Source organism: Methylobacterium sp. 13MFTsu3.1M2, from assembly GCF_900112625.1.
GTDB lineage: Bacteria > Pseudomonadota > Alphaproteobacteria > Rhizobiales > Beijerinckiaceae > Methylobacterium.
In genome coordinates this window covers 1-22,559 of sequence record NZ_FOMM01000022.1, presented here as the reverse complement: position 1 = coordinate 22,559, position 22,559 = coordinate 1, and the positions used below count along the sequence as shown (strand labels likewise).

General features: G+C 70.7%; 21 protein-coding genes. 9 read left to right on the top strand and 12 right to left on the bottom strand.

Annotation, left to right across the window (positions count from 1 at the left end; all coding sequences use genetic code 11):
* Nucleotides 1-40: 40 nt before the first annotated feature.
* The 4 genes from dksA to BM314_RS21395 form a co-directional block, all read right to left on the bottom strand.
* Complete coding sequence (gene dksA, locus BM314_RS21410) at nucleotides 41-460, bottom strand: RNA polymerase-binding protein DksA (RefSeq protein WP_012322444.1); 420 nt, start codon at nucleotides 458-460, stop codon at nucleotides 41-43.
* A gap of 182 nt (nucleotides 461-642) precedes the next feature.
* A complete protein-coding gene (locus BM314_RS21405; protein ID WP_091980096.1) occupies nucleotides 643-1,650 on the bottom strand; it encodes a hypothetical protein in 1,008 nt (335 codons plus the stop codon).
* 2 nt (nucleotides 1,651-1,652) lie between these two features.
* The gene (locus BM314_RS21400; RefSeq protein WP_091980094.1) at nucleotides 1,653-3,026 is read right to left on the bottom strand and encodes an MBOAT family O-acyltransferase; all 1,374 of its coding nucleotides are present in this window, start codon (nucleotides 3,024-3,026) and stop codon (nucleotides 1,653-1,655) included.
* Between the two features lie 127 nt (nucleotides 3,027-3,153).
* Entirely contained in the window at nucleotides 3,154-4,401 is a 1,248-nt protein-coding gene (locus BM314_RS21395) for an Hsp70 family protein (RefSeq protein WP_091980092.1), read from the bottom strand.
* Nucleotides 4,402-4,645: 244 nt separating this feature from the next.
* On the opposite strand from BM314_RS21395, the gene BM314_RS21390 reads away from it, so the two are divergent.
* Nucleotides 4,646-6,142 carry a helicase HerA domain-containing protein gene (locus BM314_RS21390; RefSeq protein WP_091925170.1) on the top strand — a complete coding sequence of 499 codons (1,497 nt, stop codon included), beginning with the start codon at nucleotides 4,646-4,648 and terminating at the stop codon, nucleotides 6,140-6,142.
* Nucleotides 6,143-6,217: 75 nt separating this feature from the next.
* Here the strand turns inward: BM314_RS21390 and BM314_RS21385 are convergent, their stop codons facing one another.
* Nucleotides 6,218-6,646 (bottom strand): flagellar assembly protein FliX, encoded by a 429-nt coding sequence (locus BM314_RS21385; protein ID WP_020092926.1) that lies wholly within the window; start codon nucleotides 6,644-6,646, stop codon nucleotides 6,218-6,220.
* 240 nt (nucleotides 6,647-6,886) lie between these two features.
* Between BM314_RS21385 and BM314_RS21380 the strand changes: the two genes are divergently transcribed.
* The 3 genes from BM314_RS21380 to BM314_RS21370 are packed head-to-tail and all read left to right on the top strand — an operon-like array spanning nucleotide 6,887 to nucleotide 8,868.
* Nucleotides 6,887-8,023, top strand: a complete 1,137-nt coding sequence (locus BM314_RS21380; protein WP_042672916.1) for a flagellar basal body P-ring protein FlgI — start codon at nucleotides 6,887-6,889, stop codon at nucleotides 8,021-8,023.
* Nucleotides 8,024-8,048: 25 nt separating this feature from the next.
* Entirely contained in the window at nucleotides 8,049-8,408 is a 360-nt protein-coding gene (locus tag BM314_RS21375) for a rod-binding protein (RefSeq protein WP_020092928.1), read from the top strand.
* Complete coding sequence (locus tag BM314_RS21370) at nucleotides 8,395-8,868, top strand: hypothetical protein (RefSeq protein WP_020092929.1); 474 nt, start codon at nucleotides 8,395-8,397, stop codon at nucleotides 8,866-8,868. The genes BM314_RS21375 and BM314_RS21370 overlap by 14 nt, the downstream gene beginning before the upstream one ends.
* Here BM314_RS21370 and BM314_RS21365 read toward each other — a convergent pair.
* The 5 genes from BM314_RS21365 to BM314_RS21345 all read right to left on the bottom strand — a co-directional run bounded on the left by BM314_RS21365 (nucleotide 8,865) and on the right by BM314_RS21345 (nucleotide 14,523).
* On the bottom strand, nucleotides 8,865-9,200 hold the full coding sequence (locus BM314_RS21365) for a porin family protein (RefSeq protein ID WP_020092930.1): 336 nt from the start codon (nucleotides 9,198-9,200) through the stop codon (nucleotides 8,865-8,867). The genes BM314_RS21370 and BM314_RS21365 overlap by 4 nt on opposite strands.
* Before the next feature lies 1 nt (nucleotide 9,201).
* Complete coding sequence (locus BM314_RS21360) at nucleotides 9,202-9,462, bottom strand: hypothetical protein (protein WP_056531919.1); 261 nt, start codon at nucleotides 9,460-9,462, stop codon at nucleotides 9,202-9,204.
* Between the two features lie 147 nt (nucleotides 9,463-9,609).
* Nucleotides 9,610-11,217 (bottom strand): flagellin, encoded by a 1,608-nt coding sequence (locus tag BM314_RS21355; protein WP_091980090.1) that lies wholly within the window; start codon nucleotides 11,215-11,217, stop codon nucleotides 9,610-9,612.
* 2 nt (nucleotides 11,218-11,219) lie between these two features.
* Complete coding sequence (gene flgK / locus BM314_RS21350; protein ID WP_091980088.1) at nucleotides 11,220-13,103, bottom strand: flagellar hook-associated protein FlgK; 1,884 nt, start codon at nucleotides 13,101-13,103, stop codon at nucleotides 11,220-11,222.
* A gap of 34 nt (nucleotides 13,104-13,137) precedes the next feature.
* Entirely contained in the window at nucleotides 13,138-14,523 is a 1,386-nt protein-coding gene (locus BM314_RS21345) for a flagellar hook protein FlgE (protein WP_020092934.1), read from the bottom strand.
* 310 nt (nucleotides 14,524-14,833) lie between these two features.
* On the opposite strand from BM314_RS21345, the gene BM314_RS21340 reads away from it, so the two are divergent.
* Both BM314_RS21340 and BM314_RS21335 read left to right on the top strand, forming a co-directional pair.
* Entirely contained in the window at nucleotides 14,834-15,301 is a 468-nt protein-coding gene (locus BM314_RS21340) for a BLUF domain-containing protein (RefSeq protein WP_020092935.1), read from the top strand.
* A gap of 7 nt (nucleotides 15,302-15,308) precedes the next feature.
* A complete protein-coding gene (locus tag BM314_RS21335; protein ID WP_020092936.1) occupies nucleotides 15,309-15,767 on the top strand; it encodes a response regulator in 459 nt (152 codons plus the stop codon).
* Between the two features lie 51 nt (nucleotides 15,768-15,818).
* On the opposite strand, the gene BM314_RS21330 is transcribed toward BM314_RS21335, so the two are convergent.
* Nucleotides 15,819-17,432, bottom strand: a complete 1,614-nt coding sequence (locus BM314_RS21330) for a peptide chain release factor 3 (RefSeq protein ID WP_091980086.1) — start codon at nucleotides 17,430-17,432, stop codon at nucleotides 15,819-15,821.
* Between the two features lie 185 nt (nucleotides 17,433-17,617).
* On the opposite strand from BM314_RS21330, the gene BM314_RS21325 reads away from it, so the two are divergent.
* A complete protein-coding gene (locus tag BM314_RS21325) occupies nucleotides 17,618-19,147 on the top strand; it encodes a DUF1800 domain-containing protein (protein WP_091980084.1) in 1,530 nt (509 codons plus the stop codon).
* The gene (locus BM314_RS21320; protein WP_091980082.1) at nucleotides 19,144-20,331 is read left to right on the top strand and encodes a DUF1501 domain-containing protein; all 1,188 of its coding nucleotides are present in this window, start codon (nucleotides 19,144-19,146) and stop codon (nucleotides 20,329-20,331) included. The genes BM314_RS21325 and BM314_RS21320 overlap by 4 nt, the downstream gene beginning before the upstream one ends.
* 259 nt (nucleotides 20,332-20,590) lie before the next feature.
* On the opposite strand, the gene BM314_RS21315 is transcribed toward BM314_RS21320, so the two are convergent.
* Nucleotides 20,591-21,637 (bottom strand): threonine aldolase family protein, encoded by a 1,047-nt coding sequence (locus BM314_RS21315; protein WP_091980080.1) that lies wholly within the window; start codon nucleotides 21,635-21,637, stop codon nucleotides 20,591-20,593.
* 222 nt (nucleotides 21,638-21,859) lie between these two features.
* Between BM314_RS21315 and rpsU the strand changes: the two genes are divergently transcribed.
* Nucleotides 21,860-22,195, top strand: coding sequence for a 30S ribosomal protein S21 (rpsU, locus tag BM314_RS21310; protein ID WP_012322424.1), 336 nt, complete (start codon nucleotides 21,860-21,862; stop codon nucleotides 22,193-22,195).
* The last annotated feature ends 364 nt before the right edge of the window (nucleotides 22,196-22,559 follow it).

Genomic DNA, 22,559 nt, shown 5'->3' with positions numbered 1-22,559 from the left:
GCCGGCGCTGCGCGGGATTTGGCGCGCGGCCCGGACCCAGTCAGTCGTCGCGGTAGACGCGCTCGCGGCGCTCGTGCCGTTCCTGCGCCTCGAGGGACAGGGTGGCGATCGGGCGCGCGTCGAGCCGGCGCAGGGAGATCGGCTCGCCGGTCTCCTCGCAGAACCCGTAGGATCCGTCCTCGATTCGGGCCAGCGCCGCGTCGATCTTGCCGGTGAGCTTGCGCTGGCGGTCCCGGGCCCGCAGCTCGATCGCCCGGTCCGTCTCGGAGGACGCGCGGTCGGCGAGGTCGGGGTGGTTCTCGTTCTCGCTCTGCAGAGCCACCAGCGTATCCTGCGCCTCGCGCAGGATGTCGTTCTTCCAGCTCAGCAGCTTGCGCCGAAAATATTCGCGCTGCCGGTCGTTCATGAAGGGCTCGTCGTCGGACGGGACGTAGCCGTCCTCCAGCTGCACCTTCGCCATGCGTCACCCTCGCTGGATGGTAAACCGCCCACCAGGGGATGGCCGGTGTGCGGCGATAACGTGAGGTGCCGTATAGTCGAGGTGCCTCATCGCCACAACGCACACGGATGCAGGGGCTGTAACTGGCTGTCACTGCATCGCCGCGTGCGGCAAACAGGCCACGGTACAGATGTTTTACGCTGTCATCTGGTCCGCAACCGTACGATCGCTTCTGCGATCTCCGTGGTCAGGCTCCAAGCGATCGGCAGCCTGTAATGGGTCTGGTCGAAGAACTGGTCGGGATCGGCCGCCGCGGGACGGCCGTCGCGCCAGTCGACCACCGTGCTGAGCGCGTGGGTCGCCAGCACCGTGCGCACCTCGGCCCGGCAGGCCGCCTCGGCCCGCGCCCGAGGGCTGCCGGGCGGCGGCTCGCCGCGGGCGTAGACCGGCGGGAACACCACCACGACCGGCGTCTCCGCCGGGATCCGGGTCAGCTCGGCGCGCAGGCGCGCCGCGATCGGGAACGGCCCGCCGTGCCGCGGCTCCGGCTCGGGCCCGACCGGCTTCTCCAGCGACGCCTTCTTGGCGGGATCGACGCCGAAGCCCTGGCTCAGGTAGTTGCGCTCGTAATCCCACCAGCCGTCGGCCGCGGCGGTCTTGCGGCGCGGGTTCAGGAGCCAGCCGATGCGGTTGACCGTCTCCTGCGCGGCCGAGAAGCGGATCAGCCCGCGCAGGTAGGCGGGCCAGTCGCCCACGAGCCAGTAGGGAAAGCCGTGCTCGCTCGGGAAGGACGGGTCGTCCGCGCACCAGAACGCGTCAGCCGAGAGCACGATCGCGGCGGGGCGGATGTGGTGATGCAGGTACCATCCCAGCAAGGCGAACTGCTCGGACGGGCCGGTGGCCGGCACCGAGAGCTGGAGGAACGGGGTGCCGGTGAGCCGGGTCAGTGCCGCCGGCTCGATGAGTTGGATGTGCGAGTTGCCGATCACCACGCCCGCATAGGCCGGGTCGCGGCCGCGGACGGCCGAGGCCGTGCGGGGCCCCTGCGGCCGCACGGCCCCCCGGGACAGCAGCGTCGAGCGGCCGGTATCGTAGGGGTCGACCAGCACCGCGAGGGCCAGGTAGCCCGCGAAGAGGCCGACCATCGACAAGGCCAGGGTGCGGGCGAAGCCGCGCCAGTCCCTGTCGGTCGTGGGGGGTGCGGGCGCCATCCTCAGAACTGGAAGTAGATGAACTCGTAGTTCGCATCGTCGCCGATCTTGAGCAGGACGAGCACGAACAGCAGCGCGAAGCCGAAGGCGAGGAGCCGGCGCGGCGGCAGCCGGTGCACCGCGTTCCAGGCGGTGGGCCCGACCGTCGCGACCAGGGCGGCGATGGCGATGGTACGCCACTTTAAGCCGGAGCCCTTCGGCGCGAGCCCGAAGAGTCCTTTGAAGATCGCGAGGGCCGCTTCGAAGCTCGTCGCGCGGAACAGAACCCAGGTCAGCACGACGAACAGGCTGGTGAGCACCCAGCCCAGCGGCGCGGGGATCGCGATCCGGGCCCGGCGCGCCAGGACACCGGCCCCGAGGCCGATCCCGTGCAGCGCCCCCCAGGCGAGGAAGGTCAGGCCGGCCCCGTGCCAGAAGCCGCCGAGCGTCATCGTGGCGACGAGCGCCCCGACCTGCCGCGGCAGCCCGCGGCGGTTCCCGCCCATCGGGATGTAGAGGTAGTCGCGCAGGAAGCGCGACAGGGTCATGTGCCAGCGCCGCCAGAAGTCGCGGAGCGACGTGGCGCGGTAGGGCGCGTCGAAGTTCTGCGGCAGGACGAGGCCGAACAGCAGCGCGATGCCCAGCGCCATGTCGGTGTAGCCGGAGAAGTCGAAGTAGATCTGGAAGGTGAAGCCGAGCGTCGCCTGCCACGCCTCGACCACCGTGACGGCCTTGCCGGCAGCGGCGGCCTGGAACACCGGGTTGACATACTCCGCGAGCGGGTCGCCGAGGAACACCTTCTTGGCGAGGCCGACGGTCAGCAGCATCAGCCCGCGGGCGAAGCGCTCGGCGGCGTCGGGCCGCGCGTAGGGCGCCTCGTCGAACTGGTGCATGATCTCGCTCCAGCGCACGAGCGGGCCGGCGAGAACCTGCGGGAAGAACGCGATGTAGAGGGCGTATTTCACGAGCCCGAAGCCCGGCGCCCGGCCGGCCCGCAGGTCGGCGAGATACATGATGTGGTGGAAGGTGAAGAAGGAGATGCCGAGCGGCAGGGCGAGGCCGAGCCGCTGCGCCTCCAGGCCGGGGATCAGGTTGGCGAGGTCGGCCGCGAAGTCGAGGTACTTGAACACGCCGAGCAGCGCGAGGTTGGCGGCGATCGCCGCCGGGATCAGCCAGCGGCCGGTCCACCGGCGATAGGCGCGCGCCACGCACCAGTTCGCCAGGATCGAGCCGGCCAAAAGCGGCACGAACCGGACGTCCCACCAGCCATAGAACACGAAGGACAGGGCGACGAGGAGCGGCAGCCGCCACGCGGGCGCGGCGCGCGCCACCAGCCCGTGCAGGATCAGCGCGGCCGGCAGGAAGGCGAGGAGGAAGACGAAGGAGTTGAACAGCATCGGGCGAGGCGGCGCGGAGGAGCCCGGATGGGCCGCCGTTGTCTCCGAGCGGGAGGGACCGCCTTGTCGAGGATCAAGGCCGGCCCGTCAATCGTCGCAGAGGCTGCGCGCCCGGCCGGGCGCGGCCTCACGCTCCGCGGCTGGCCGCCTCGATGGTCAGGCCCAGCCCCACCGAGCCGAACGTATCGCCTTCCACCACCCGGGCGGCCGGCAGCGCGGCCGTCAGCGCGGCGCGCAGGTGCGGCAGGCCGGTGGAGCCGCCGGTGAGGAACAGGGCGTCGACCCGGTCGGCTGTCAGCTCCGCCTGCGCGAGGCAGCGCGCGATCCGGGCCGCGACGGCGCGGGCGAGGTCCCCCGTCTGGGCGGACAGGGTCGCGCGATCCACCGGGACCGCGAGCCCGGGCTCCAGGAGGCCGAGGTCGAGCAGGGTCGCGTCCTGTTCGGACGCCGCGATCTTGGCGCTCTCCACCGCCCCGGCCAGGGCGTGACCGCGCTCGCCCTCCACCGCCTCGCGCAGCCGCGCGAGCAGGTCGGGCCGGGCGCCGTCGCGGATGACCTCGTCGATCTCGCGCAGGGTCTTCTGATTGTAGAGGCGGTTGATCGCCGACCACGTGGCGAGGTCGTGGTAGTAGGCGTTCGGCACCGCGAGGTCGCCGCGGCGCATCGGGCTCCCGAGGCCCAGGAGCGGCATCACCGTTCCGAGGCTGAGCTGTCGGTCGAAATCGGTGCCGCCGATCCGCACCCCGTCGTTGGCCAGGATGTCGCCGGCCCGGTCCGGCCGCCCCCGCCGCTCCGGCGCGAGGCGCACGATGGAGAAGTCCGAGGTGCCGCCGCCGATGTCGGCGACGAGGGCGATCTCCTCCGCGCGGACCTGGCGCTCGTAGTCGAGCGCCGCGGCGATCGGCTCGTACTGGAACGAGACCTCCCTGAAGCCGACGTCGCGGGCGATGTCGCGCAGCGTGTCCTCCGCGCGGCGATCCGCCTCCGGGTCGCCGTCGACGAAGTGGACCGGGCGGCCGTGGACCACCGTGTCGAGGCTCTGGCCGCTGGCGGCCTCCGCCCGCGCCTTCACGGCGGTGAGGTAGCGGGCGATGACGTCGCGCAGGCGCAGCCGCTGGCGGCCGACCGGGGTCGCCTCCTCCATGAGCGGCGTGCCGAGCACGGATTTCAGCCCGCGCATCAGCCGGCCGGACCGGCCCTCGACATAGGCCGCCGTGGCGGCCCGGCCGATGATCGGCTCCCGGCCGAGTTCGAAGAAGATCGCGCTCGGGATCGTCCGGTGCGCGCCCTCCAGGGGCAGCAGCGTCGGGCCGTCCGGGCCGATATGCCCGAGCGTGGTGTTCGACGTGCCGAAATCGAGGCCGCAGGCCGCCATCGTGTCGTGGATCCGGGAGTGGAGAGAAGGGCCGTGGGCCTACAGGGCCGCCATGCCGGGGTCCAGGGCGGAAGAGCGGGGCCCGGGGCTCCCGGACGGGGGTTGACGGCCCGATCGCGCACCGGCGGTGGAGCCACGCCTCGGATCGACGCCCGCATGCGGCCCACACGCGGCCCATATGCGGGAAGCGTGGACAGTGCCGCGGCGGCACACCCGGACCCGCCGGGCCGTGCTATGAGGCCCCATGCGTTCCGACATCGATCTCGGCCTGACCGGCGAGCGCCCCGCGCTCCTCGACCTCACCGAACTGCTCGCCACGCGGCTCCTGGTTCAGGGCAATTCCGGGTCCGGCAAATCGCACCTGCTGCGGCGGCTGCTCGAGCAGAGCGCCGGCCTCGTGCAGCAAGCGATCATCGATCCGGAGGGCGACTTCGCCAGCCTCGCCGACCGCTACGGCCACGTCGTGGTGGAGGCCGACGGCGACGACGTCGCCCTGCAGCGGATCGCCGCCCGGGTGCGGACTCACCGGGTCTCGGTGGTGCTGTCGCTGGAGAATCTCGACGCCGACGGCCAGATGCGGGCCGCCGCCGCCTTCCTGGGCGGCCTGTTCGACGCCGACCGCGACCATTGGTACCCGATGCTGGTGGCCGTGGACGAGGCGCAGCTCTTCGCGCCCGCGGCCGCCGGCGAGGTCTCGGACGAGGCCAGGCGCCTGTCGCTCGGAGCGATGACCAACCTCATGTGCCGCGGCCGCAAGCGCGGGCTCGCCGGCATCATCGCCACGCAGCGCCTCGCCAAGCTCGCCAAGAACGTCGCGGCCGAGGCCTCGAACTTCCTGATGGGCCGGACCTTCCTCGACATCGACATGGCACGCGCCGCCGACCTCCTCGGGCTGGAGCGCCGGCAGGCCGAGACGTTCCGCGACCTGCCGCGCGGGCATTTCGTGGCCCTGGGACCGGCCCTGTCCCGACGCCCGCTCACCATCGCGGTCGGGCCGACCCAGACCGTGAGCCGGAGTTCCTCGCCGGTCCTCGTGCCCCTGCCCGACGCCCTGGAGGATGCCCGCGCGCTGATCCTCACAGCGAGCCCCGCCGAGACCGTCGCGCCGCTGGCGCCGCGGCCGAAGCCGCGCCCCGCGCCGGCGCCAGACGTGCTCGTCCAGCTCGCCAATTACCGTCCGCCGGCTCCGGCGGAGGAGCCGGAGGAGGAACCCATGGACCCGGAGGCCCGCGAGGCGGCGCTCGCCGAGGTGCTGGCCTCCGTGCTGGCGGATGCCGACGCCGCCGCCTGCACTCCCGCCACGCTCTACCAGGACTTCACGGTCCGCTGCCGGATCCGGCGCCTGCGCGGCGACACGATGGGTCTGCCCGAGTTCAAGCGACGCCTCGCGGTCGCGCGTGCCGAGGCCGGCGGCGCGGTCGCGGACAATTCCGGCTGGGAGCAGGCCCAGGCGATCGCGGCCGGCCTGCCGGACGACCTCGCTGGCCTGTTCCTCGTGGTCGCGCGGGCTGCCATCGAGGGCGCCCCCTGCCCCACCGACACCGTGCTGGCCGAGGCCTACGGCACCAGCTCGGGCGGCCGGGCGCGGCGGATGCTGGCCTATCTCGAGGAGCGCGGCGCCATCGTCACCCGCAAGGACCTGCGCGGCGCACCGATCATCGCGGTGCCGGATCTCGGCGTCGAGACCGGACCGGGCGAGCCGCAGATGTTGCCGACGGGTCCGAAGCGGCGGGCGGTGTAGCGGGCGGGGTAGCGGGATCGGGCGCTCGCCGGGCGCAGTACCGGGATGCGCCCAGGGTGAGGTGCGGAAGCCCGGTCAGACGCGCCGGGCCATCTCCAGCTTGGCGAGTTCCACCGCGGCGCGCAGTTCGATCTCGGCCATCAGGCCGTCGAGCCGGGGATCCCCCGAGAGGCCGGCACGCTCGTTCAGGCGGCCGGCGATGGCGCGCAGATCCTGCGGCGCGACGCGGCCGCCGAGCAGTGCCGCCTTCAGCCGGTCGAGGCCGTCGAGGAGGTCCTGGCCGCGCTGGGCGGAGCGCCGGCGCCGCTCCTGGGGCGTGTCGGCCTCGGCCTGGAGAAGCAGGACCGCGTCGAGCCCGGCGAGCGTCGCGGCGGCGGCCGGCGCGCCGGCAGACGTCGTCGACGACGGGGCCGCGCCGAGGCTGAAGGCTGCGCCGCCCTCGGGCTTCCGGGCGGACGCGACACCGCCGGCGCTCTGGATCGGCTGGCGAGTCTCGACACGCATGATCCGGTTCGCGTTGCTCCAAGCGCCCCCGCGCAGAACCGGAAATTCGGCCGCCAGGGTTAAGCGCGGGTAAACAAGCCGGCAGAAGCTGCCGGGTCGGCAGGTTCGGTGCCGGCACCGCGAGGCGCGGGGCCAGACCTGGCCCGGAAAAACTTTGTTTTCTTCAATGGCTTGCACAGATCGGGCGGCTGGCACGACCCTGGCAGGATGGGGGCAGGTCCGTCACGGTCGAAACACGGCATGCGCCCGCGTCACGCGTTCAGTCCTCTCCGGTCTCTCTCGGTCGCCCTCGCGGGCGCCCTGCTTCTCGCCGCGCTGTCCGTGCCGGCGCTCGCCCTGTCGCGCGTCAAGGATCTCGCCTCCATCGAGGGCGTTCGCCAGAACCAGCTCGTCGGCTACGGCATCGTGGTCGGCCTCAACGGAACCGGCGACACGCTGAACAACATCCCGTTCACCAAGCAGTCGCTCCAGGCCATGCTGGAGCGCCTCGGCGTCAACACCCGCGGCGCCACGATGCGCACGCAGAACCTCGCCGCCGTGATGGTGACCGCGAGCCTGCCGCCCTTCGCCGCGCAGGGCACCCGGATCGACGTGACGGTCTCGTCGCTGGGCGACGCCAAGTCCCTCCAGGGCGGCACCCTGCTGGTGACGCCGCTGCTCGGCGCCGACGGCGAGGTCTACGCCCTGGCGCAGGGCTCGGTGGCGATCGCCGGCTTCGCCGCCGAGGGCGATGCCGCGAAGATCACCCGGGGCGTGCCGACCAACGGCCGGATTTCCAACGGCGCCAATATCGAGCGCGAGATCGCCTTCAAGCTGAACGACGCCCGCTCGCTGCGTCTGTCGCTGCGCAACCCGGATTTCACCACCTCGAAGCGGATCGCCGCGGCGATCAACGACTTCATGGGCGCCGACACCGCCGAGCCCACCGACCCGGCCACCGTCACGATCCAGATCCCGTCCCGCTACAACGGCAACATGATCCGCCTCATCACCGAGGTGGAGCAGCTGAAGGTGGAGCCTGACCAGACCGCCCGGGTCGTGGTCGACGAGCGCTCCGGCATCATCGTCATGGGCCGGGACGTGCGCGTGTCGACGGTGGCCATCGCCCAGGGCAACCTCACCGTCACCATCACCGAGCAGCCGCAGGTCAGCCAGCCGGCGCCGTTCTCCGACGGACGCACCGTCGTGGTGCCGCGCACGGGGGTGAAGGTCGATACCGGGGACGGAAACAAGCTCGCCCTGGTGAAGGAGGGTGTCAGCCTGCGCGAGTTGGTCGACGGTCTCAACGCCCTGGGCGTCGGCCCGCGGGATCTCATCTCGATCCTCCAGGCGATCAAGGCCGCGGGCGCGCTCCAGGCCGATATCGAGCTGATGTGACCGAACGGACGCGAAGGGACGATCCATGCTGCAACTCGCCAGTCTCGCGGCCAGCGCCGCCGCCAGCGTCGGAACCTCGGTGGCCGGGAGCGCCGTCGACGGGATCATCAAGACCGCCAACAAGGCCAAGGCCTTGAAGACGGCGACCGAGTTCGAATCGATGTTCCTGGAGAACAGCCTCGACCGGCTGACCCAGTCGGAGGGCACCGACGGGCCGCTCGGCGAGAACGGGACCGGCGGCGGTGTCTACCGCTCGATGCTGACCAAGGAATACGCGAAGCAGATCGTGAAGAGCGGCGGAGTCGGCATCGCCGATTCGGTTTTCCGTGAGATCATGAAGATGCAGGGCGCGGCGAGCGAGGGAGCGATCCATGCAAAGGGCTGAACCGCTGCGCGTCGGGGACCGGATCACCGCCGAGGCCCTGGTGGCGGGCGTGCTCGGCAACATGGCCGCGCTGGAAGCCGTGCTCGCCGAAGAGGCGGCCTACGTCCGGGAAGGGCGACTGCAGGAGGGCGTCGCCGCGGCCGAGCCGAAGGCCGCGCTGGCCGCCGCCTACATGCAGGGTCTCGAGGTCGCGAAGGCGAACGCCGTCGCACTGAAGCGCTTCCATCCCGACGGGGTCGAGGCCCTGCGCACCGCCCACCGGCGGTTCACCGCGGCCGTGGAGGCGAACCAGACGGTGCTCGCCAGCGCCAAGACCGTCTCGGAAGGGCTGATCAAGACCCTGGCGGAGGAGATCGGCCGGGCACAGCTCCCCTCCGGCTACGGGCGGCAGACGCCAGCGCCGTCCCCGTACGGCCGCGGCGTGCGCAGCGGGCCGCTGGTCCTCTCGCGCAACCTCTAGGGCCCGCCCGGACGGCGGCCGGCGCCGATCCGGACGTAGGTCCGCACCTCGCCGAGATCGGTGTCGACGCGGTTGTCGACCGCGATGCGGCCGGCGACAACTGGCGCTGCCGCGACGCCGCTCCCCGCGGCCAGATCCGCCCCCGCGACGACGCGGCCCGAGACGCGGAGGCAGCTGCCGCTCCCCGGCAGCCGCACGAAGCCCTGGCCCTTGGACGGGCACGGCACCGGCCCCGGGATCACGGGCAGATCCCGCAGGTCGAGGGCCTCGGCCGGGCCAGCGCCGGCCACGATCGCCGCGAGGGCAGCGCAGACCGGGATCCGGCCGCGCATCTCAGGCGGCCTGGCGGGCGAGATCTCGGTGGAGCAGGTCGATGTAGTGCTCGACCTCGCCGACGAACCCGTCGAGGTCGGGCTCGTGGATGCGCAGGCGGGCGAGGTCCCGCAGCAGGATGTCGAGGGCGATGGCGCGCTCTTCGGGATGCGCGTAGCCCGCGAGGTAGGTGTCGACGGCCTGCTCGACCAGGACGATCGCGCCGCTACGCGGGACGGCTCCCAGGCGGAGGACGAGTTCGATGGGTCCGGACAGCGCCATGCCGACCTCTCCTCAATCGAATGACGGCGCGTGGGCGCGACCGCACGCTGCGCTTCATTCCCGGAAAGCGGCAAGACTATGGTGAACCCGACACGTCGCGAGATTTTTCGAGCGTCAGGCGCGCGTTGACCGGTCTCGGCGATCAGCTCAGCTGATGTAGTTCACGAGGGAGAGCTTCGAGAGCGTCGCGGTCACCTGATAGCTGGCCTGAAGCCGGTTCTGCACGTCGAGCAGCTTGGTGATGACCTCCTCGGGGGAGATCTGCTCGATCCCGTCCAGGGTGTTCTGGACGGTGTTCTGGAGCGCCTTGTTGGTCGTGCCGGCATTCGAGAGCCGCGTCGACGCGACGGTGAGCTGCGTGACCGTGTCCTGGACGCTGGGGGTCTGGTTGGCGGACGAGAGCAGGCTGCCGGCCTTCGTCGCCACCGTCTGGTAGGTGTTGTAGGTGTTGGCGTCGTTCGTGGTGGGCAGGCCGAAGGCCATGGTCGCCAGGCCGGCGAGCACGTTCTGGACCGCGGGATCGTTGGCGCGGGCGCCCGTCCCGACGCTCCCGGTCGCGCTCACCTGGACCGACTGCGTGTCGATCGCCGAGGTCGGCTGTGGCACTGCCGGCGGCGCGGGCTGCGTGTAGGTGTTCTCGCCCTGGTACCACAGCACCGTGTCCTGGGGCGTGGCCGCCCTGTAGCCGACCGGGGTGGTGCCGTCGTACAGGATGCGCTGCGGCATCACGCCGGACCCCGACGGGCCGCCTTCCGCCGCGCCCGAGAAGAAGTTCGACGCGGTCGCCGCGGTGGCGTTCACCGCCAGCGTGCTGTTGGCCGCACCGGTCAGCGCGTTGCTCAGTGTCGCCGACAGGTTGGCCATCGTCTGGGCGGGCGTCGAGCCGATGGCGAAGTTGGTGATCGATTTCGGGTCCGCGCTCGTCGCGGCCGTGAGCGTGATCGTCGTGGAGGTGCCGTCGGCCATCTTCAGCGCGAACGACACGGTATCGCCGGCGCTCGGCTGCGTCGTCATGCTGAGGCTGAAGCTGCCCGGGCTCGTAGCCGTGCCCGCCGTATAGGTCGCGCCGATCGCCGAGCCGGTCGTGGTCGGCGCGCCCGCCAGGGTGAAGCCGAATTGCCCTCGGGTCAGGTTGTTCGACTCTTCGGTGACCTGCACGCTCGTGGCCGAGCTGGCCAGAGTCTGCGTCAGGCGGCCGTTGCCCCCCGCGCCGAGCTCGGCGGTGACCCGCTGCGAGATCAGGGTCGAGAGGCCGTCGAGCGTGTTGCCGCTCGCGTCGGTCGTGCCGTTGAGGATCTTGCTCGAATCGACCACCGGCTGGGTCGTGGTGTCGGTGCCGCCGAACAGGTAGTTGCCCGCCGCCGATTCGTTGAGCGTGTCGAGCGCCGTCTGCAGGTTGGCCAGCGCCGTCGACCGGCCGGAGACCGAGTTCGCCGCCACGCTCTGCAGGCCGTTCTGGAGCATCGTCCCGGTGGAGGTGCCGAGGGTCGCAACCTGCGTCAGGCTCGTGACCGCGAGGTCGGTCCGGGTCTGCGCGGCGGTGATTCCGGCGGCGTAGCCGGAGAGCGCGCTCAGGGTGGCCTGCGCGGACAGAGCCGTCGACCGCCCGGAGCCGAGGCCGCCATAGGTCTGCGAGACCTGACCGCTCGAGAGCTGGTTGGTCAGGTCGTTGAGCTGGCTCTTCAGCGCCTGGAGCTGCGAGGCGTTGCGGTTGGTGATGTAGGAGCCGGCCGCGAAGGGCGTGATCGTCGTCATGATCAGATCTGCAGCAGCTGGTTGAGCATGTCGCGGGCCGCGGTGAGCACCCGGGCGTTGGCGCCGTACGCGGTCTGCAGGGCGATCAGGTTCGACATCTCCTGGTCGATGTTGACGCCCGCCCCGGCGGAGAACCGGCTCTGCGCGGTGGAGAGCGCCGTCTGCTGGGTGGCGTCGAGGGCCGCGGCGTTCGACGCGTTGGCCCCCTGCGTGGACACGATGTCCTGCGCGAAACCGATCACGGTGGCGCTGTAGGGGGCCGAGACGCCGCCGATACCGCTCGACGACGAGAAGGTCTGCTGGTTCGCGGTGAGCGCCGTGAACAGCTTCTGGGCGCGGGCGCCCGACGTGCTCGTGTCCGTGGCGCTCGTCGCCGTCAGCGCGGCGGTGTTGCCCGCCAGCGCGCCGTTGACCGTGATGCGCTGGGCGAAACCGGTGAGCTGCGAGCCGCCGTCGAACGTGCCGGTGTAGAGCTTGTTGCCCGTACCGTCGACGAACATCGCGATCGACGGGTTGCCGGTGTTCAGGTCCGACGCCGAGACGGCCGTGACGCTGGCGCTCGCCGCGCCGGCGACCTTGCCGGCCGCCCCCAGCGTCAGCGTTGCGCTGGTGGCGGTCGAGGAGACCGGACTCGCCGACAGTGTCGGCAGCTTGTAGGTGCTGCCGGAGGCGTTGAACGTGGCGAAGGCGGACTGGATCGCCGCCGCGTAGGTGCCGGGCCCGCCGCTGGCATTGAAGGTCAGCGTGAGGCCGCTGGCATCCGTGGTCTGCGCGGCGGGCACGACCGCGCCGCTGGAGGTCGCGGACGCCACCAGCGTCACGTTGCGCACGGCCCCGGTGTTGTCGGTGACCGGGAAGGTGATCGTGTTCCCGGGCTGCATCGTCGAGACGCTGATCTGCGTGTCGGTCCCGCTGTACGTCCCGGTGGTCGCGGTATTCGTGAGCGCCTTCGAGAGGCCGGCCGCGAGATCGTCGAGCTGCCGCTGCGCCTGCGGCAGGGTCTGGTCGCGCATCTCGATCTCGGCGGCCAGGCTGCCGGACCGCAGCACGCCGGGGGCGCCGAGGTCGATCTTGCCGCCGCCCGGCAGCGTCGCCGTGATGGTTCCGACCGTCCGCTGGGCGGGGTCGGACGCGTAGCTCGCGGTGGGGCTGAGCACGCCGCGTCCGTCGAAGGTCAGGGTCGCGGCGTTCCCGCGGTCGACCAGCGTCACCCCCGACTGGGTCATGACGGAGACCGTGCCGTCGCGCTGCTGGACCGTCTGCACGTCCATGTAGCTCGACAGGCTGTTGATCGCCTGGTCGCGCTGGTCCTGAAGATCGGTCAGCGAGGTGCTGTCCGTGGTGTTCTGGATCTTGCCGTTGAGCGTCGCGATGTTGGACAGGATCGTGCTCGCCGCGCTCGTGTCGGTTCCGAGCTGCGACTCGAGACCGGTGCGAAGGTTCTGCACCGTGCCGGCGGCACTGTTGATGAGGCTCGCGACGGCCGCGGCGTTGCCCAGCACGGTCGTACGGGCGGCCGCCGAGGTCGGGTTGGCGGCGAGCTCCTGGAGCGATTGGGTGAAGGTGTTCAGCGTCCCGTCGAGGGAGGTGGAGCTGCCGGGCACGCCGTAGAGGGCGTCGAGCTGGGCGGCGATGCCGGACTTGGTGCCCGTGTAGGCGGCCCCCGAGGTCTCCAGCCGGAGCTGGTTCAGCGCCGCGGCATCGAAGCTGCGGGTGATCGTGCCGGCGGCCACGCCGGAATTGTTCGTCCCGGTGGCGACCGTCGAGAGCGTGCGCTTGACGTAGCCCGCCGTCCCGGCATTGGCGACGTTCTGCGAGACGATGTTGATCGCCGCCTGGGTGGCGGCGAGGCCTGCGCTCGAGGTGGAGATCGCATTCAGCGACATGTCACGGCCTCCGCGGCTCGAATCGCACCCTCACTCAGCGGATCACGTTGAGCAGATCAGACATCATCGTCTGGGCCGTCGACATGACGCGCGTGTTCGCAGAGTAAGCCTGCTGGGTTACGATCATCTTAGAGAATTCGGTCGCAATGTCGGTGTTCGATTGCTCGTTGCTCGCGCCCGAGATCGTGCTGCCGTTGAGGCCCGCGAGCGGAGGCCCCGAATCGACCGTCTGGAGATAGTTCCCGTTCGTATCGGCCTTCAGGCCGTCGGCATTGGCGAACTGGACGACGCCGACCGAGGCGAGAGCCACGACCGAACCGTTGGAGAAGGTGCCGTTCACCTTGCCGTCCGGACCGACGGCCACGCTCGTGAGCGTCCCGGAGCTGTTGCCGTTCTGCGTCAGCGCGTTGGTCGTCGCCGCACCGGTCGTGTCGGCATACTGCGTCAGGCCTGAGGCGCTGAGATTCATGTTGAGGCTGGGGAACGTGTAGTCACCCATGGTGATCGGCCCCAGCGGGATCGGGTTCGTCGAGGGCGAGGTGAGCTTCCCGGTGGAATCGAAGGTGAAGGCCGTGCCCACGTTGTTCCAGTCGGACGTCGTGAGCGCGCTCGGGTTGGTGGAGTAGTACAGGTTCCACACGGCCGGCTGAGCCGGCGTGGTCGTCGCGTCCTGGACCTTGGCCCAGCGGGTCGTCAGCGTGAGCGGCGCGCCGGTCGACGTGTAGACCGGCAGCGACGGGCCGGCGATGCTGTTGCTCATGAAGGTCGAGACGGCACCGGTCTGGGTCGAATCGACCTTGACGCCGGTCTGCCCCGATCCGGAGGTCACGACGGCCGCGGTATTCTGATTGTAGAGATCGGATCCCGACGTCGCCGAGGCCGACGTGCTCGGCGTCGAGGGCAGGTTGGCGGCGTAGGTGATCGTCGTGGTGGCCTGCGCCGGCAGCGCCGAGTTGCCGATCTTGATCGGACCGATGCTGGTCGTCTGACCGGTGATCGGATCGAGGTTGGATCCGGTCAGGTATCCGCCGGCGCCGTTGACCAGATAGCCGTCCTTGTCCTGGGCGAAATCGCCCCGGCGCGTGTACAGGCTCGTGCCGCCGAACGATGTGGCGCCGTTCGCGTCTCCGGTCTTCTGCACGACGGTGAAGAAGCCCTGGCCGTTGATGGCCATGTTGGTGGGCACGCTCGACGAGACCACGTTGCCGGCCAGGGTGTTGGTGAGCTGCGATTGGGGCAGCACCGAACCCGCGACCTCGCGGCCCGGCGTCTTCTCGGACATCAGGTCGACGAAGCTGGTGTCGATGCGCTTGTAGCCAGTCGTCTGCGAGTTCGCGATGTTCCCGGAGATGTTGCTGATGGCGTAGGACTGCGCCTGGAGTCCGGAGACCGAGGTCTGCAGGGCGGTGAAAAGATCCATGGCGAACGATCCCGATGCGCGCCGCACTGGCCCGCAGGCCGGTCCGGCCGCAACCGGCGTGCCATGGCTAAGTCCTTGAGAATCCTGGACCGGATTGTCGACGACCCGGCAGTGTTGACCGGTCATGGCCGCGCGCCCGGCAGATCCTGCCGGGTCGGTCCCGCGGGCGTGGAGATCCGGACCGGAAGTCCCGTCCGCCGCGTTTACGCGGTGTTATTCGACACGCGCGAAGATGCCGCCGGGCCGGGGCCACGCGCGGTGCGTCCTGTCTGGAAGCGCTGAACGGGTACGGATTGCGGATCTCGGGATCATGCGGGCGAAACGGACAAGCCTCGTCCACATCATCTACTTCTCGCGTCTCAACCTGTCGTCGGACGCGGCGAAGAGGTCCGAGCAGATCAGCGATATCGGTCGCATCGCTCAGAAGAAGAACGAGTTCGCGGTGATCACGAGCTTTCTGGTCATCGAGGGGAACTTCGCCTGCCAGGTCATCGAGGGCGAGCGCACATCCGTGCACGAGACCTTCGACCGGGTGAGTGCCGACAGCCGGCACCGCGAGGTCCAGATCAGCGAGTGGCGGGAGATCACCAAGCGCGAGTTCGTCCACTCGTTCAAGAGCGCGCAGCGCACGGCCGGGAACGACACGCTGTTCGCCAAGGCCAACCTGCTCCCGATGCTCCAGCGCGGAACGCCGAAGGCGTCCGCGATACACGGGCTATGCCTGTCGCTGCAGTCCGACGCGATGTCCCGTCAGGGCATCGACCACCTCTTCATCTGAGCCGCCGATGTCCGAGAGCGATACGCCCCCGATTCTCATCGTCGACGATCAGGAGAAGCTTCTGCGGCTGATCGTGATGCTGATGACCCGCATCGGCTTCCCGGACGTCGAGGGCGTCACCAACGCGCCCGAGGCGCTGGAGCGGATGCGGCAGCGCCGCTACGCCCTGGTGATCTCCGATCTCGACATGGAGCCCATGGACGGGCTCACCCTGCTGCGCGAGATCCGCGCCGACGACGCGCTGATGAACACGCCCTTCATGCTCACCGAGTCGTCCTTCGACTTCGAGGACATCAACCTCGCCCACCAGGCGGGCGCGGACGCCTTCATCCTCAAGCCGTTCGACATGGCGGTGCTGAAGACCAAGCTGAAGCAGGTCCTCAACCGCAAGCCGCGCAAGCGTGAGGCGCCGATCGCGTCCGAATCGACCCTGAGCGTCGAATTCCCGATGCTCGGCAAGTTCTGACGCCGCGCCCCCCTCGCGGGCCCGGCGACGCGGAGGCGCCGCCGAAGCGCGTCACGCCGCCCGCTTCTGGTAATCCTTCACGTCGGTGAAGCGTACGGCCGGGTAGCGCTCCTCCTCGTAGCGGAGCGAGAAGGCCGTGGTCGCCATGAAGACCGGGGCGCCGTCGAGGTCCTTGGCCATGGCCGAGCCGTGCGAGTCGATGAACTTGTCGAGCTCGGCCTCCGAATCGGACGACACCCAGCGGCAGACCGAGAATCGCGAGGTCTCGTAATCCACCGGCAGGCCGTACTCGGCCTGGAGCCGCTCCTTCAGCACGTCGAGCTGCAGCGCGCCGACCACGCCGACGATCGCCTGGCTGCCGTCCTGAGGCACGAAGACCTGGACGACACCCTCCTCGCCCATCTGCTGGAGCGCCTCGCGCAGCTTCTTGGCCTTCATGGCGTCGGTCAGCTTGATCCGGCGCAGGATCTCCGGCGCGAAGCTGGGCACCCCGCGGAACACGATGTCCTCGCCCTCGGTGAGCGTGTCGCCGATCCGCAGCGTACCGTGGTTTGGGATGCCGACCACGTCGCCGGCATAGGCCTCGTCGGCGATGGCACGGTCCTGGGCGAAGAAGAATTGCGGCGCCGAGAGCGAGATCGGCTTGCCGGTGCGCACCAGCCGGGCCTTCATGCCCCGGTTGAGCTTGCCCGAGCAGACCCGCATGAACGCGATCCGGTCCCGGTGATTCGGGTCCATGTTCGCCTGGATCTTAAACACGAAGCCGGTCATGCGCGGCTCGGTCGGCTCGACGAGGCGCTTGTCGGCGTCCTGGCCGCGGGGTGGCGGCGCCACCTTGGCGAGACCGTCGATCAGGTCGCGCACGCCGAAATTGCGCAGCGCCGAGCCGAAGAAGACCGGCGTCAAGTGGCCCTCGCGGAACGCGTCGAGGTCGAACGGCTTCAGCCCGCCCTCGGCGAGCTCGACCTCCTCGCGCCACGCGTCGGCGGCGCCGTCCTCGGTGAGCAGCTCGTCGAACAGCGGATCGTCGGGGCCGGACACCGCGACCATCCCGGCATCCTCCGCGGCGTCGAGCCGGCGCACGCGGTTGCCGCCGAGCTCGTAAGTTCCGGAGAAGTTGCGGCCGGTGCCGATCGGCCACGTGACCGGGGCGACGTCGAGGGCCAGCGTCTTCTCGATCTCGTCGAGCAGCTCGAACGGGTCTCGCGCCTCGCGGTCGAGCTTGTTGACGAACGTGACGATCGGGATGTCGCGCAGGCGGCAGACCTCGAACAGCTTGCGCGTGCGCGCCTCGATGCCCTTCGCGGCGTCGATCACCATGACGGCCGAATCGACCGCCGTCAGCGTCCGGTAGGTGTCCTCGGAGAAGTCCTCGTGGCCGGGCGTGTCGAGGAGGTTGAAGACGCAGTCGCCGTACTCGAAGGTCATCACCGAGGTGACCACCGAGATGCCGCGCTCCTTCTCGATGCCCATCCAGTCGGAGCGGGTCGAGACCCGGTTGCGCTTGGCCTTCACCTCGCCGGCGAGCTGGATCGCGCCTCCGAACAGCAGAAGCTTCTCGGTGAGCGTGGTCTTGCCCGCGTCGGGGTGGGAGATGATCGCGAAGGTGCGCCGCCGCGACACCGGATCGGCCGGCCTCGCCTCGGTCTTGGTCTGCATCAGCATGGAGCGAACGCTCTGGGTCGGCGGAACGTGGTGGTGCGCGGCGCGGCACTCGCGCGGTCTCGGGATCGTGTAGCGGCAAGCCCCGATATTGGCAAAGACGGCGGCAGAATGGGGCCGCCTTTCAGGCACCGTACAGGGGCGCGACACCACGCTTCCCCGGTCGATCCACGCTTCGCGAGGCCCCGATGGCGCGCGCCGCAGCTTGCTGTTGTCTGGTCACCGCCCTGTTGCTCGCCGCCGCGAGCCCCGGCCCCCGCGCGGCCGAGCCGCCGCAGCGCGCCGCAGCGGCCGACGCCGCCTTCCTCGATGCCCTGACCTGGGGCGCCACGCCCTCGGCCTTCGCGCAGCTCACCGCGGAGGGGCGGACGCGCTGGCTACACGATCAGCTTCACCCGCCCGCCGAAATGCGCCTGCCCCCCGACGCCCAGGCGCAGGTCGACGCGCTGACCCCGCCGGGCAGCCTGTTCGAGCGGGCCCAGGCCCTGGACGCGCAGGCCAAGGCGGCGAAGGACATCGCCGATCCCGAGGCCAGGAAGGTTGCGCAGCAGGCTTTCCAGGCGACGCTCAACACGGCCGCGCGGAACGCCGCCTCCGTCTGGGTACTGCGGGCGCTCTACAGCCCCGACCAGCTGCGCGAGCGCCTGACGTGGTTCTGGTTCAACCGGCTCAACGTCCACCAGGGAAAGTCGACGCTGCGCGCCGCCGTGGGCGACTACGTCGAGACGGCGATCCGCCCGCACGTGCTCGGGCGCTTCCGCGACCTGCTGATGGCGAGCCTGCGCCACCCGGCGATGCTGCGCTACCTCGACAACGACGCCAACGCCGCCGGCCGCCCGAACGAGAACTACGCCCGGGAGATCATGGAGCTGCACACGATGGGTGTCGGCTCCGGCTACACGCAGGGCGACGTCGAGGCGCTGGCCCGGATCCTGAGCGGGGTCGGCATCGACCTGAAGCCCGAGAACCCGAAGCTCCGCCCCGAGCGCGCCGCCGACTTCCGCCGGGACGGCCTGTTCGAGTTCAACCCGAACCGGCACGATTACGGCGACAAGGTCTTCCTCGGCACGCGCATCCGGGGCCGCGGCTGGCCCGAGGTCGAGGAGGCGGTCGACCTGATCGCCCGCAACCCCGCCACCGCGACCAACGTCTCCCGGGCGCTGGCGACCTATTTCCTCGGGCAGGCACCCGACGACGCCCTCATCGCCCGACTCGCCGCCGTCTTCACGCGGACCGACGGCGACATCGCCGCGGTGATGGAGGCGCTGGTGCGCGAGCCGGCCTTTACGGCCGAGCGCGGCGGCGCCTTCAAGGACCCGGTACGCTATGTCTTCTCGGCCCTGCGCATGGCCTACGACGGGCGCGTGATCCGCAACGCCGGCCCGGTGCTCGGCTGGCTAAACCGCCTCGGCGAGGGCCTGTTCAACCGCTCGACGCCGGACGGCTACCCCCTCGACGCGGCCGCCTGGAATGGGCCCGGGCAGCTCGCGACGCGGTTCGAGATCGCCCGGCAGATCGGGTCCGGCTCGGCCGGCCTGTTCAAGCCGGCGCTGCCCGATCAGGCCGAGGAGCCGGCCTTCCCGGTGCTCGCCAACGGGCTCTATTTCTCGGCGCTGTCCGGCACCCTGTCGACGGCGACGCGCGCGGCCCTCGCCCAGGCGGTCTCGCCGCAGGACTGGAACACCCTCTACCTCGCCTCGCCGGAGTTCATGCGATGAACCGTCGCGACCTGATCCGCGCCTCGGCGGCGCTCGGCCTGTCCACGGTGGCCGGCCGCGTCTGGGCCGCCGCGAAGGCCGACGCGCGCCTCCTCGTGGTGTTCCTGCGCGGCGCCTACGACGCCGCCAACGTGGTGATCCCGACCGGCAGCGATTTCTATTACCGGTCGCGGCCGAACCTCGCGATCCCGAAGCCCGACGCGTCGGACCCGAAGGCGGCGCTGGCGCTCGACGCCGACTGGAGCCTGCACCCGGCTCTGCGCGACACGCTCCTGCCGCTCTACGCCAAGGGTCAGGCCGCCTTCGTGCCGTTCGCCGGCACCGACGACCTGACCCGGAGCCATTTCGAGACCCAGGACACGATCGAGATGGGCCAGACGGTCGGCGCGGCCCGCGACTACAATTCCGGCTTCATGGCCCGGCTCGCCGCGGAGCTGACCCGGGTCCGGCCGATCGCCTTCACCGACCAGATGCCGCTCATCTTCCGGGGCGGCGAGACGGTGCCCAACATCGCCATCAACGGGGTCGGCAAGCCCGGCATCGACGACCGGCAGGCCCGCCTCATCGCGGCGATGTACAGCGACACCAAGCTGGCCGCCGCCGTGACCGAGGGGTTCCGGGTGCGCGACGCGGTCTACCACACGATCTCCGATCATGCCGGGCAGGCCGACCGCGGGGCGGTCTCGCCCAAGGGCTTCGAGCTGTCGGCCCGGCGCATCGGCCGCCTGATGCGCGAGAACTTCAACCTCGGCTTCGTCGATGTCGGCGGCTGGGACACGCACGTGAACCAGGGCGCGGGCACCGGCTACCTCGCCGACCGACTCGGCGAGCTGGGGCGCGGACTCTCGGGCTTCGTCGAGGAGATCGGGCCGGGCTGGTCCGACACGGTGGTGGTGGTGCTGTCGGAGTTCGGACGCACCTTCCGGGAGAACGGGAGCCGCGGCACCGATCACGGCCACGGCAGCGTCTACTGGATCCTCGGCGGCGGCGTCCGGGGCGGCCGGATCGCGGGACCGCAGGTGCGGGCCGACGAGGCGCACCTGTTCCAGAACCGGGACTATCCGGTGCTCACCGACTATCGCGGCCTGCTGGGCGGCCTGTTCCGGCGGCTCTACGGGCTCGACCAGGCGAGCCTGCGGCGGATCTTCCCCAGCGCGGACCCGGCGGATCTCGCGCTGCTGTAGGGAGCGAGCCGTCGCAGCGTCGCGCCGTCCCAGCACTCGCGAGCCCGGGCTCTCAGCCCCTCCGTCATCGCGAGCGCAGCGAAGCGACCCAGGGCCGCACGAGTTCGGCAGGCGTCGCGCGACACTGGATTGCTTCGCTGCGCTCGCAGGGACGACCAAGCGCATGTCGTGCCGACGTATCGATGCTCCTCAGCGGATCTCGACATCAGCGCGCGAAACACCTTCAACGGGTTGGCTCCGCGCCCCTCTGTCCGCGCGCTCAGGCCGCGGCGGCCGCCAGGGCGCGCAGGTCGCCGACCAGCTCGTCGACCCGCTCCGTCCGGGCATCCCAGGCGAACATGAAGCGCGCCCCGCCGCCGATGAAAGTGTAGAACCGCCAGCCCCGGGCGCGCAGGCCCTCCATCGTGGCCGCCGGCATCGTCAAGAAGACCGCGTTCGCCTCGACGGGAAACAGCGCTCGCACCCCCGGCAGCCCGCCGACCGCCTCGGCGAAGCGGCGGGCGCAGGCGTTGCCGTGGGCCGCGTTCCGCAGCCACGCGCCGCTCTCCAGCATGCCGACCCAGGGGGCCGCGAGGAAGCGCATCTTCGAGGCGAGCTGGCCGGCCTGCTTGCAGCGGTAGCCGAAATCCTCCGCGAGCGTGGCGTCGAAGAACACCACCGCCTCGCCGGCATGCATGCCGTTCTTGGTGCCGCCGAAGCACAGGACGTCGATGCCCGAGCGCCACGTCATGTCGGCGGGGCTGCACCCGAGGCTCGCGCAGGCGTTGGCGAAGCGCGACCCGTCCATGTGCAGGGCGAGGCCCAGCTCGCGGCAGGTCGCCGACAGGGCCCGCAACTCGGCGAGGCTGTAGACCTGACCGGTCTCGGTGGGCTGCGTGATCGTCACCACGCGCGGCCGCGGGAAGTGGATGTCGCTGCGGTTCTGCGCCAGCCCGCGGATCGCCTCCGGCGTGAGCTTGCCCCCTTCGGTCCGGACGGTCAGCAGCTTCGAGCCGTTCGAGAAGAATTCCGGCGCGCCGCACTCGTCGGTCTCGACATGGGCCGAGTCGGCGCAGATCACGCTGTGGTAGGACTGGCACAGCGCGGCCAGCGCCAGCGCGTTGGCGGCCGTGCCGTTGAAGGCGAAGAACACCTCGCACGGGGTCTCGAACAGGTTCCGGAAGGCGTCGGCCGCCCGGGCGGTCCAGGCGTCCTCGCCGTAGGCCGGGGCGTGGCCGCGATTGGCCGCCTCCATCGCAGCCCAGGCCTCCGGGCAGATGCCGGAATAGTTGTCGCTGGCGAATTGCTGCGAGTCGTCGTGTCTCATCCGCGCAACCTAGCACGGCGCAGGCGCGGATGGATCGCGCGGACAGGTTGGAACTGGTGCGCGCTTGGTGTAATAGCCCCGTCAAGGCGTGAGCTCCACGCCGATTCGGAAACCGACGTTCCCGTCCCTCCCGGGTTCAAACCGGGCGAGGGACGTTGCCGGTTTCCAGATCGGCGGCGGGCCGCGTGAACCCAGAACTTCAGGTCCAGAGGATCAAGTCCGTTGCAGGTACTCGTTCGCGACAACAACGTCGATCAAGCGCTCCGCGTCCTCAAGAAGAAGATGCAGCGCGAGGGCATCTTCCGCGAGATGAAGCAGCGCAAGGCTTATGAGAAGCCGTCCGTGCGCAAGGCTCGCGAGAAGGCCGAGGCCGTCCGCCGCGCCCGCAAGCAGGCCCGCAAGACCGCGATCCGCGAGGGCCTGATCGCCGCGCCGAAGCCGAAGCCCCGCTTCCCCGCCGGCGGCCGTCGTCCCGGCTTCCCGTCGCCGTCCGCCGCGCAGGGCCAGGGCGGCAACGCCGCCGGCCAGACCCCGGTCAGCCCGGCTCCCGCCGCCTGAGCGACACCACGTCAGTCATGAGATAGCCCGGCCTGCGCGCGCAGGCCGGGCTTTTTCTTTGCGTCGCGTCCGGATGAAGGCGCCCGGGCACGCGAGCCGCACGTGGCGCGGGTCCCCTCTCCACCCGAGTCGAGCTTGCCCCGAGTCGGGCTTCTCGGGACGGATCTCGGGCAGGCCCGAGATCCGTCGGGAGAGGGGGAAGGTCGCGCCTGTAGCGCCGAGCCGGGGCTCTGCGCTCGCGACGACGTGAAGAGCTTTGAGCGCCGGGCGCTCAGGCCGCCAGCTCAGGCCGCCAGCTCAGGCCGCCAGCTCAGGCCGCCAGCTCAGGCCGCCAGCTCAGGCCGCCAGCTCAGGCCGCCAGCTC

Coding starts and splice junctions, on each gene's coding strand:
- BM314_RS21385 (WP_020092926.1), bottom strand. CDS start 6,646: ATGCGTGTCGAGACTCGCCAGCCGATCCAGAGCGCCGGCGGTGTCGCG.
- BM314_RS21380 (WP_042672916.1), top strand. CDS start 6,887: ATGCGCCCGCGTCACGCGTTCAGTCCTCTCCGGTCTCTCTCGGTCGCC.
- BM314_RS21345 (WP_020092934.1), bottom strand. CDS start 14,523: ATGGATCTTTTCACCGCCCTGCAGACCTCGGTCTCCGGACTCCAGGCG.
- BM314_RS21405 (WP_091980096.1), bottom strand. CDS start 1,650: ATGGCGCCCGCACCCCCCACGACCGACAGGGACTGGCGCGGCTTCGCC.
- BM314_RS21340 (WP_020092935.1), top strand. CDS start 14,834: ATGCGGGCGAAACGGACAAGCCTCGTCCACATCATCTACTTCTCGCGT.
- BM314_RS21375 (WP_020092928.1), top strand. CDS start 8,049: ATGCTGCAACTCGCCAGTCTCGCGGCCAGCGCCGCCGCCAGCGTCGGA.
- dksA (WP_012322444.1), bottom strand. CDS start 460: ATGGCGAAGGTGCAGCTGGAGGACGGCTACGTCCCGTCCGACGACGAG.
- BM314_RS21390 (WP_091925170.1), top strand. CDS start 4,646: ATGCGTTCCGACATCGATCTCGGCCTGACCGGCGAGCGCCCCGCGCTC.
- BM314_RS21355 (WP_091980090.1), bottom strand. CDS start 11,217: ATGACGACGATCACGCCCTTCGCGGCCGGCTCCTACATCACCAACCGC.
- BM314_RS21335 (WP_020092936.1), top strand. CDS start 15,309: ATGTCCGAGAGCGATACGCCCCCGATTCTCATCGTCGACGATCAGGAG.
- flgK (WP_091980088.1), bottom strand. CDS start 13,103: ATGTCGCTGAATGCGATCTCCACCTCGAGCGCAGGCCTCGCCGCCACC.
- BM314_RS21320 (WP_091980082.1), top strand. CDS start 19,144: ATGAACCGTCGCGACCTGATCCGCGCCTCGGCGGCGCTCGGCCTGTCC.
- BM314_RS21325 (WP_091980084.1), top strand. CDS start 17,618: ATGGCGCGCGCCGCAGCTTGCTGTTGTCTGGTCACCGCCCTGTTGCTC.
- BM314_RS21330 (WP_091980086.1), bottom strand. CDS start 17,432: ATGCTGATGCAGACCAAGACCGAGGCGAGGCCGGCCGATCCGGTGTCG.
- BM314_RS21365 (WP_020092930.1), bottom strand. CDS start 9,200: ATGCGCGGCCGGATCCCGGTCTGCGCTGCCCTCGCGGCGATCGTGGCC.
- BM314_RS21360 (WP_056531919.1), bottom strand. CDS start 9,462: ATGGCGCTGTCCGGACCCATCGAACTCGTCCTCCGCCTGGGAGCCGTC.
- BM314_RS21395 (WP_091980092.1), bottom strand. CDS start 4,401: ATGGCGGCCTGCGGCCTCGATTTCGGCACGTCGAACACCACGCTCGGG.
- BM314_RS21315 (WP_091980080.1), bottom strand. CDS start 21,637: ATGAGACACGACGACTCGCAGCAATTCGCCAGCGACAACTATTCCGGC.
- BM314_RS21400 (WP_091980094.1), bottom strand. CDS start 3,026: ATGCTGTTCAACTCCTTCGTCTTCCTCCTCGCCTTCCTGCCGGCCGCG.
- BM314_RS21370 (WP_020092929.1), top strand. CDS start 8,395: ATGCAAAGGGCTGAACCGCTGCGCGTCGGGGACCGGATCACCGCCGAG.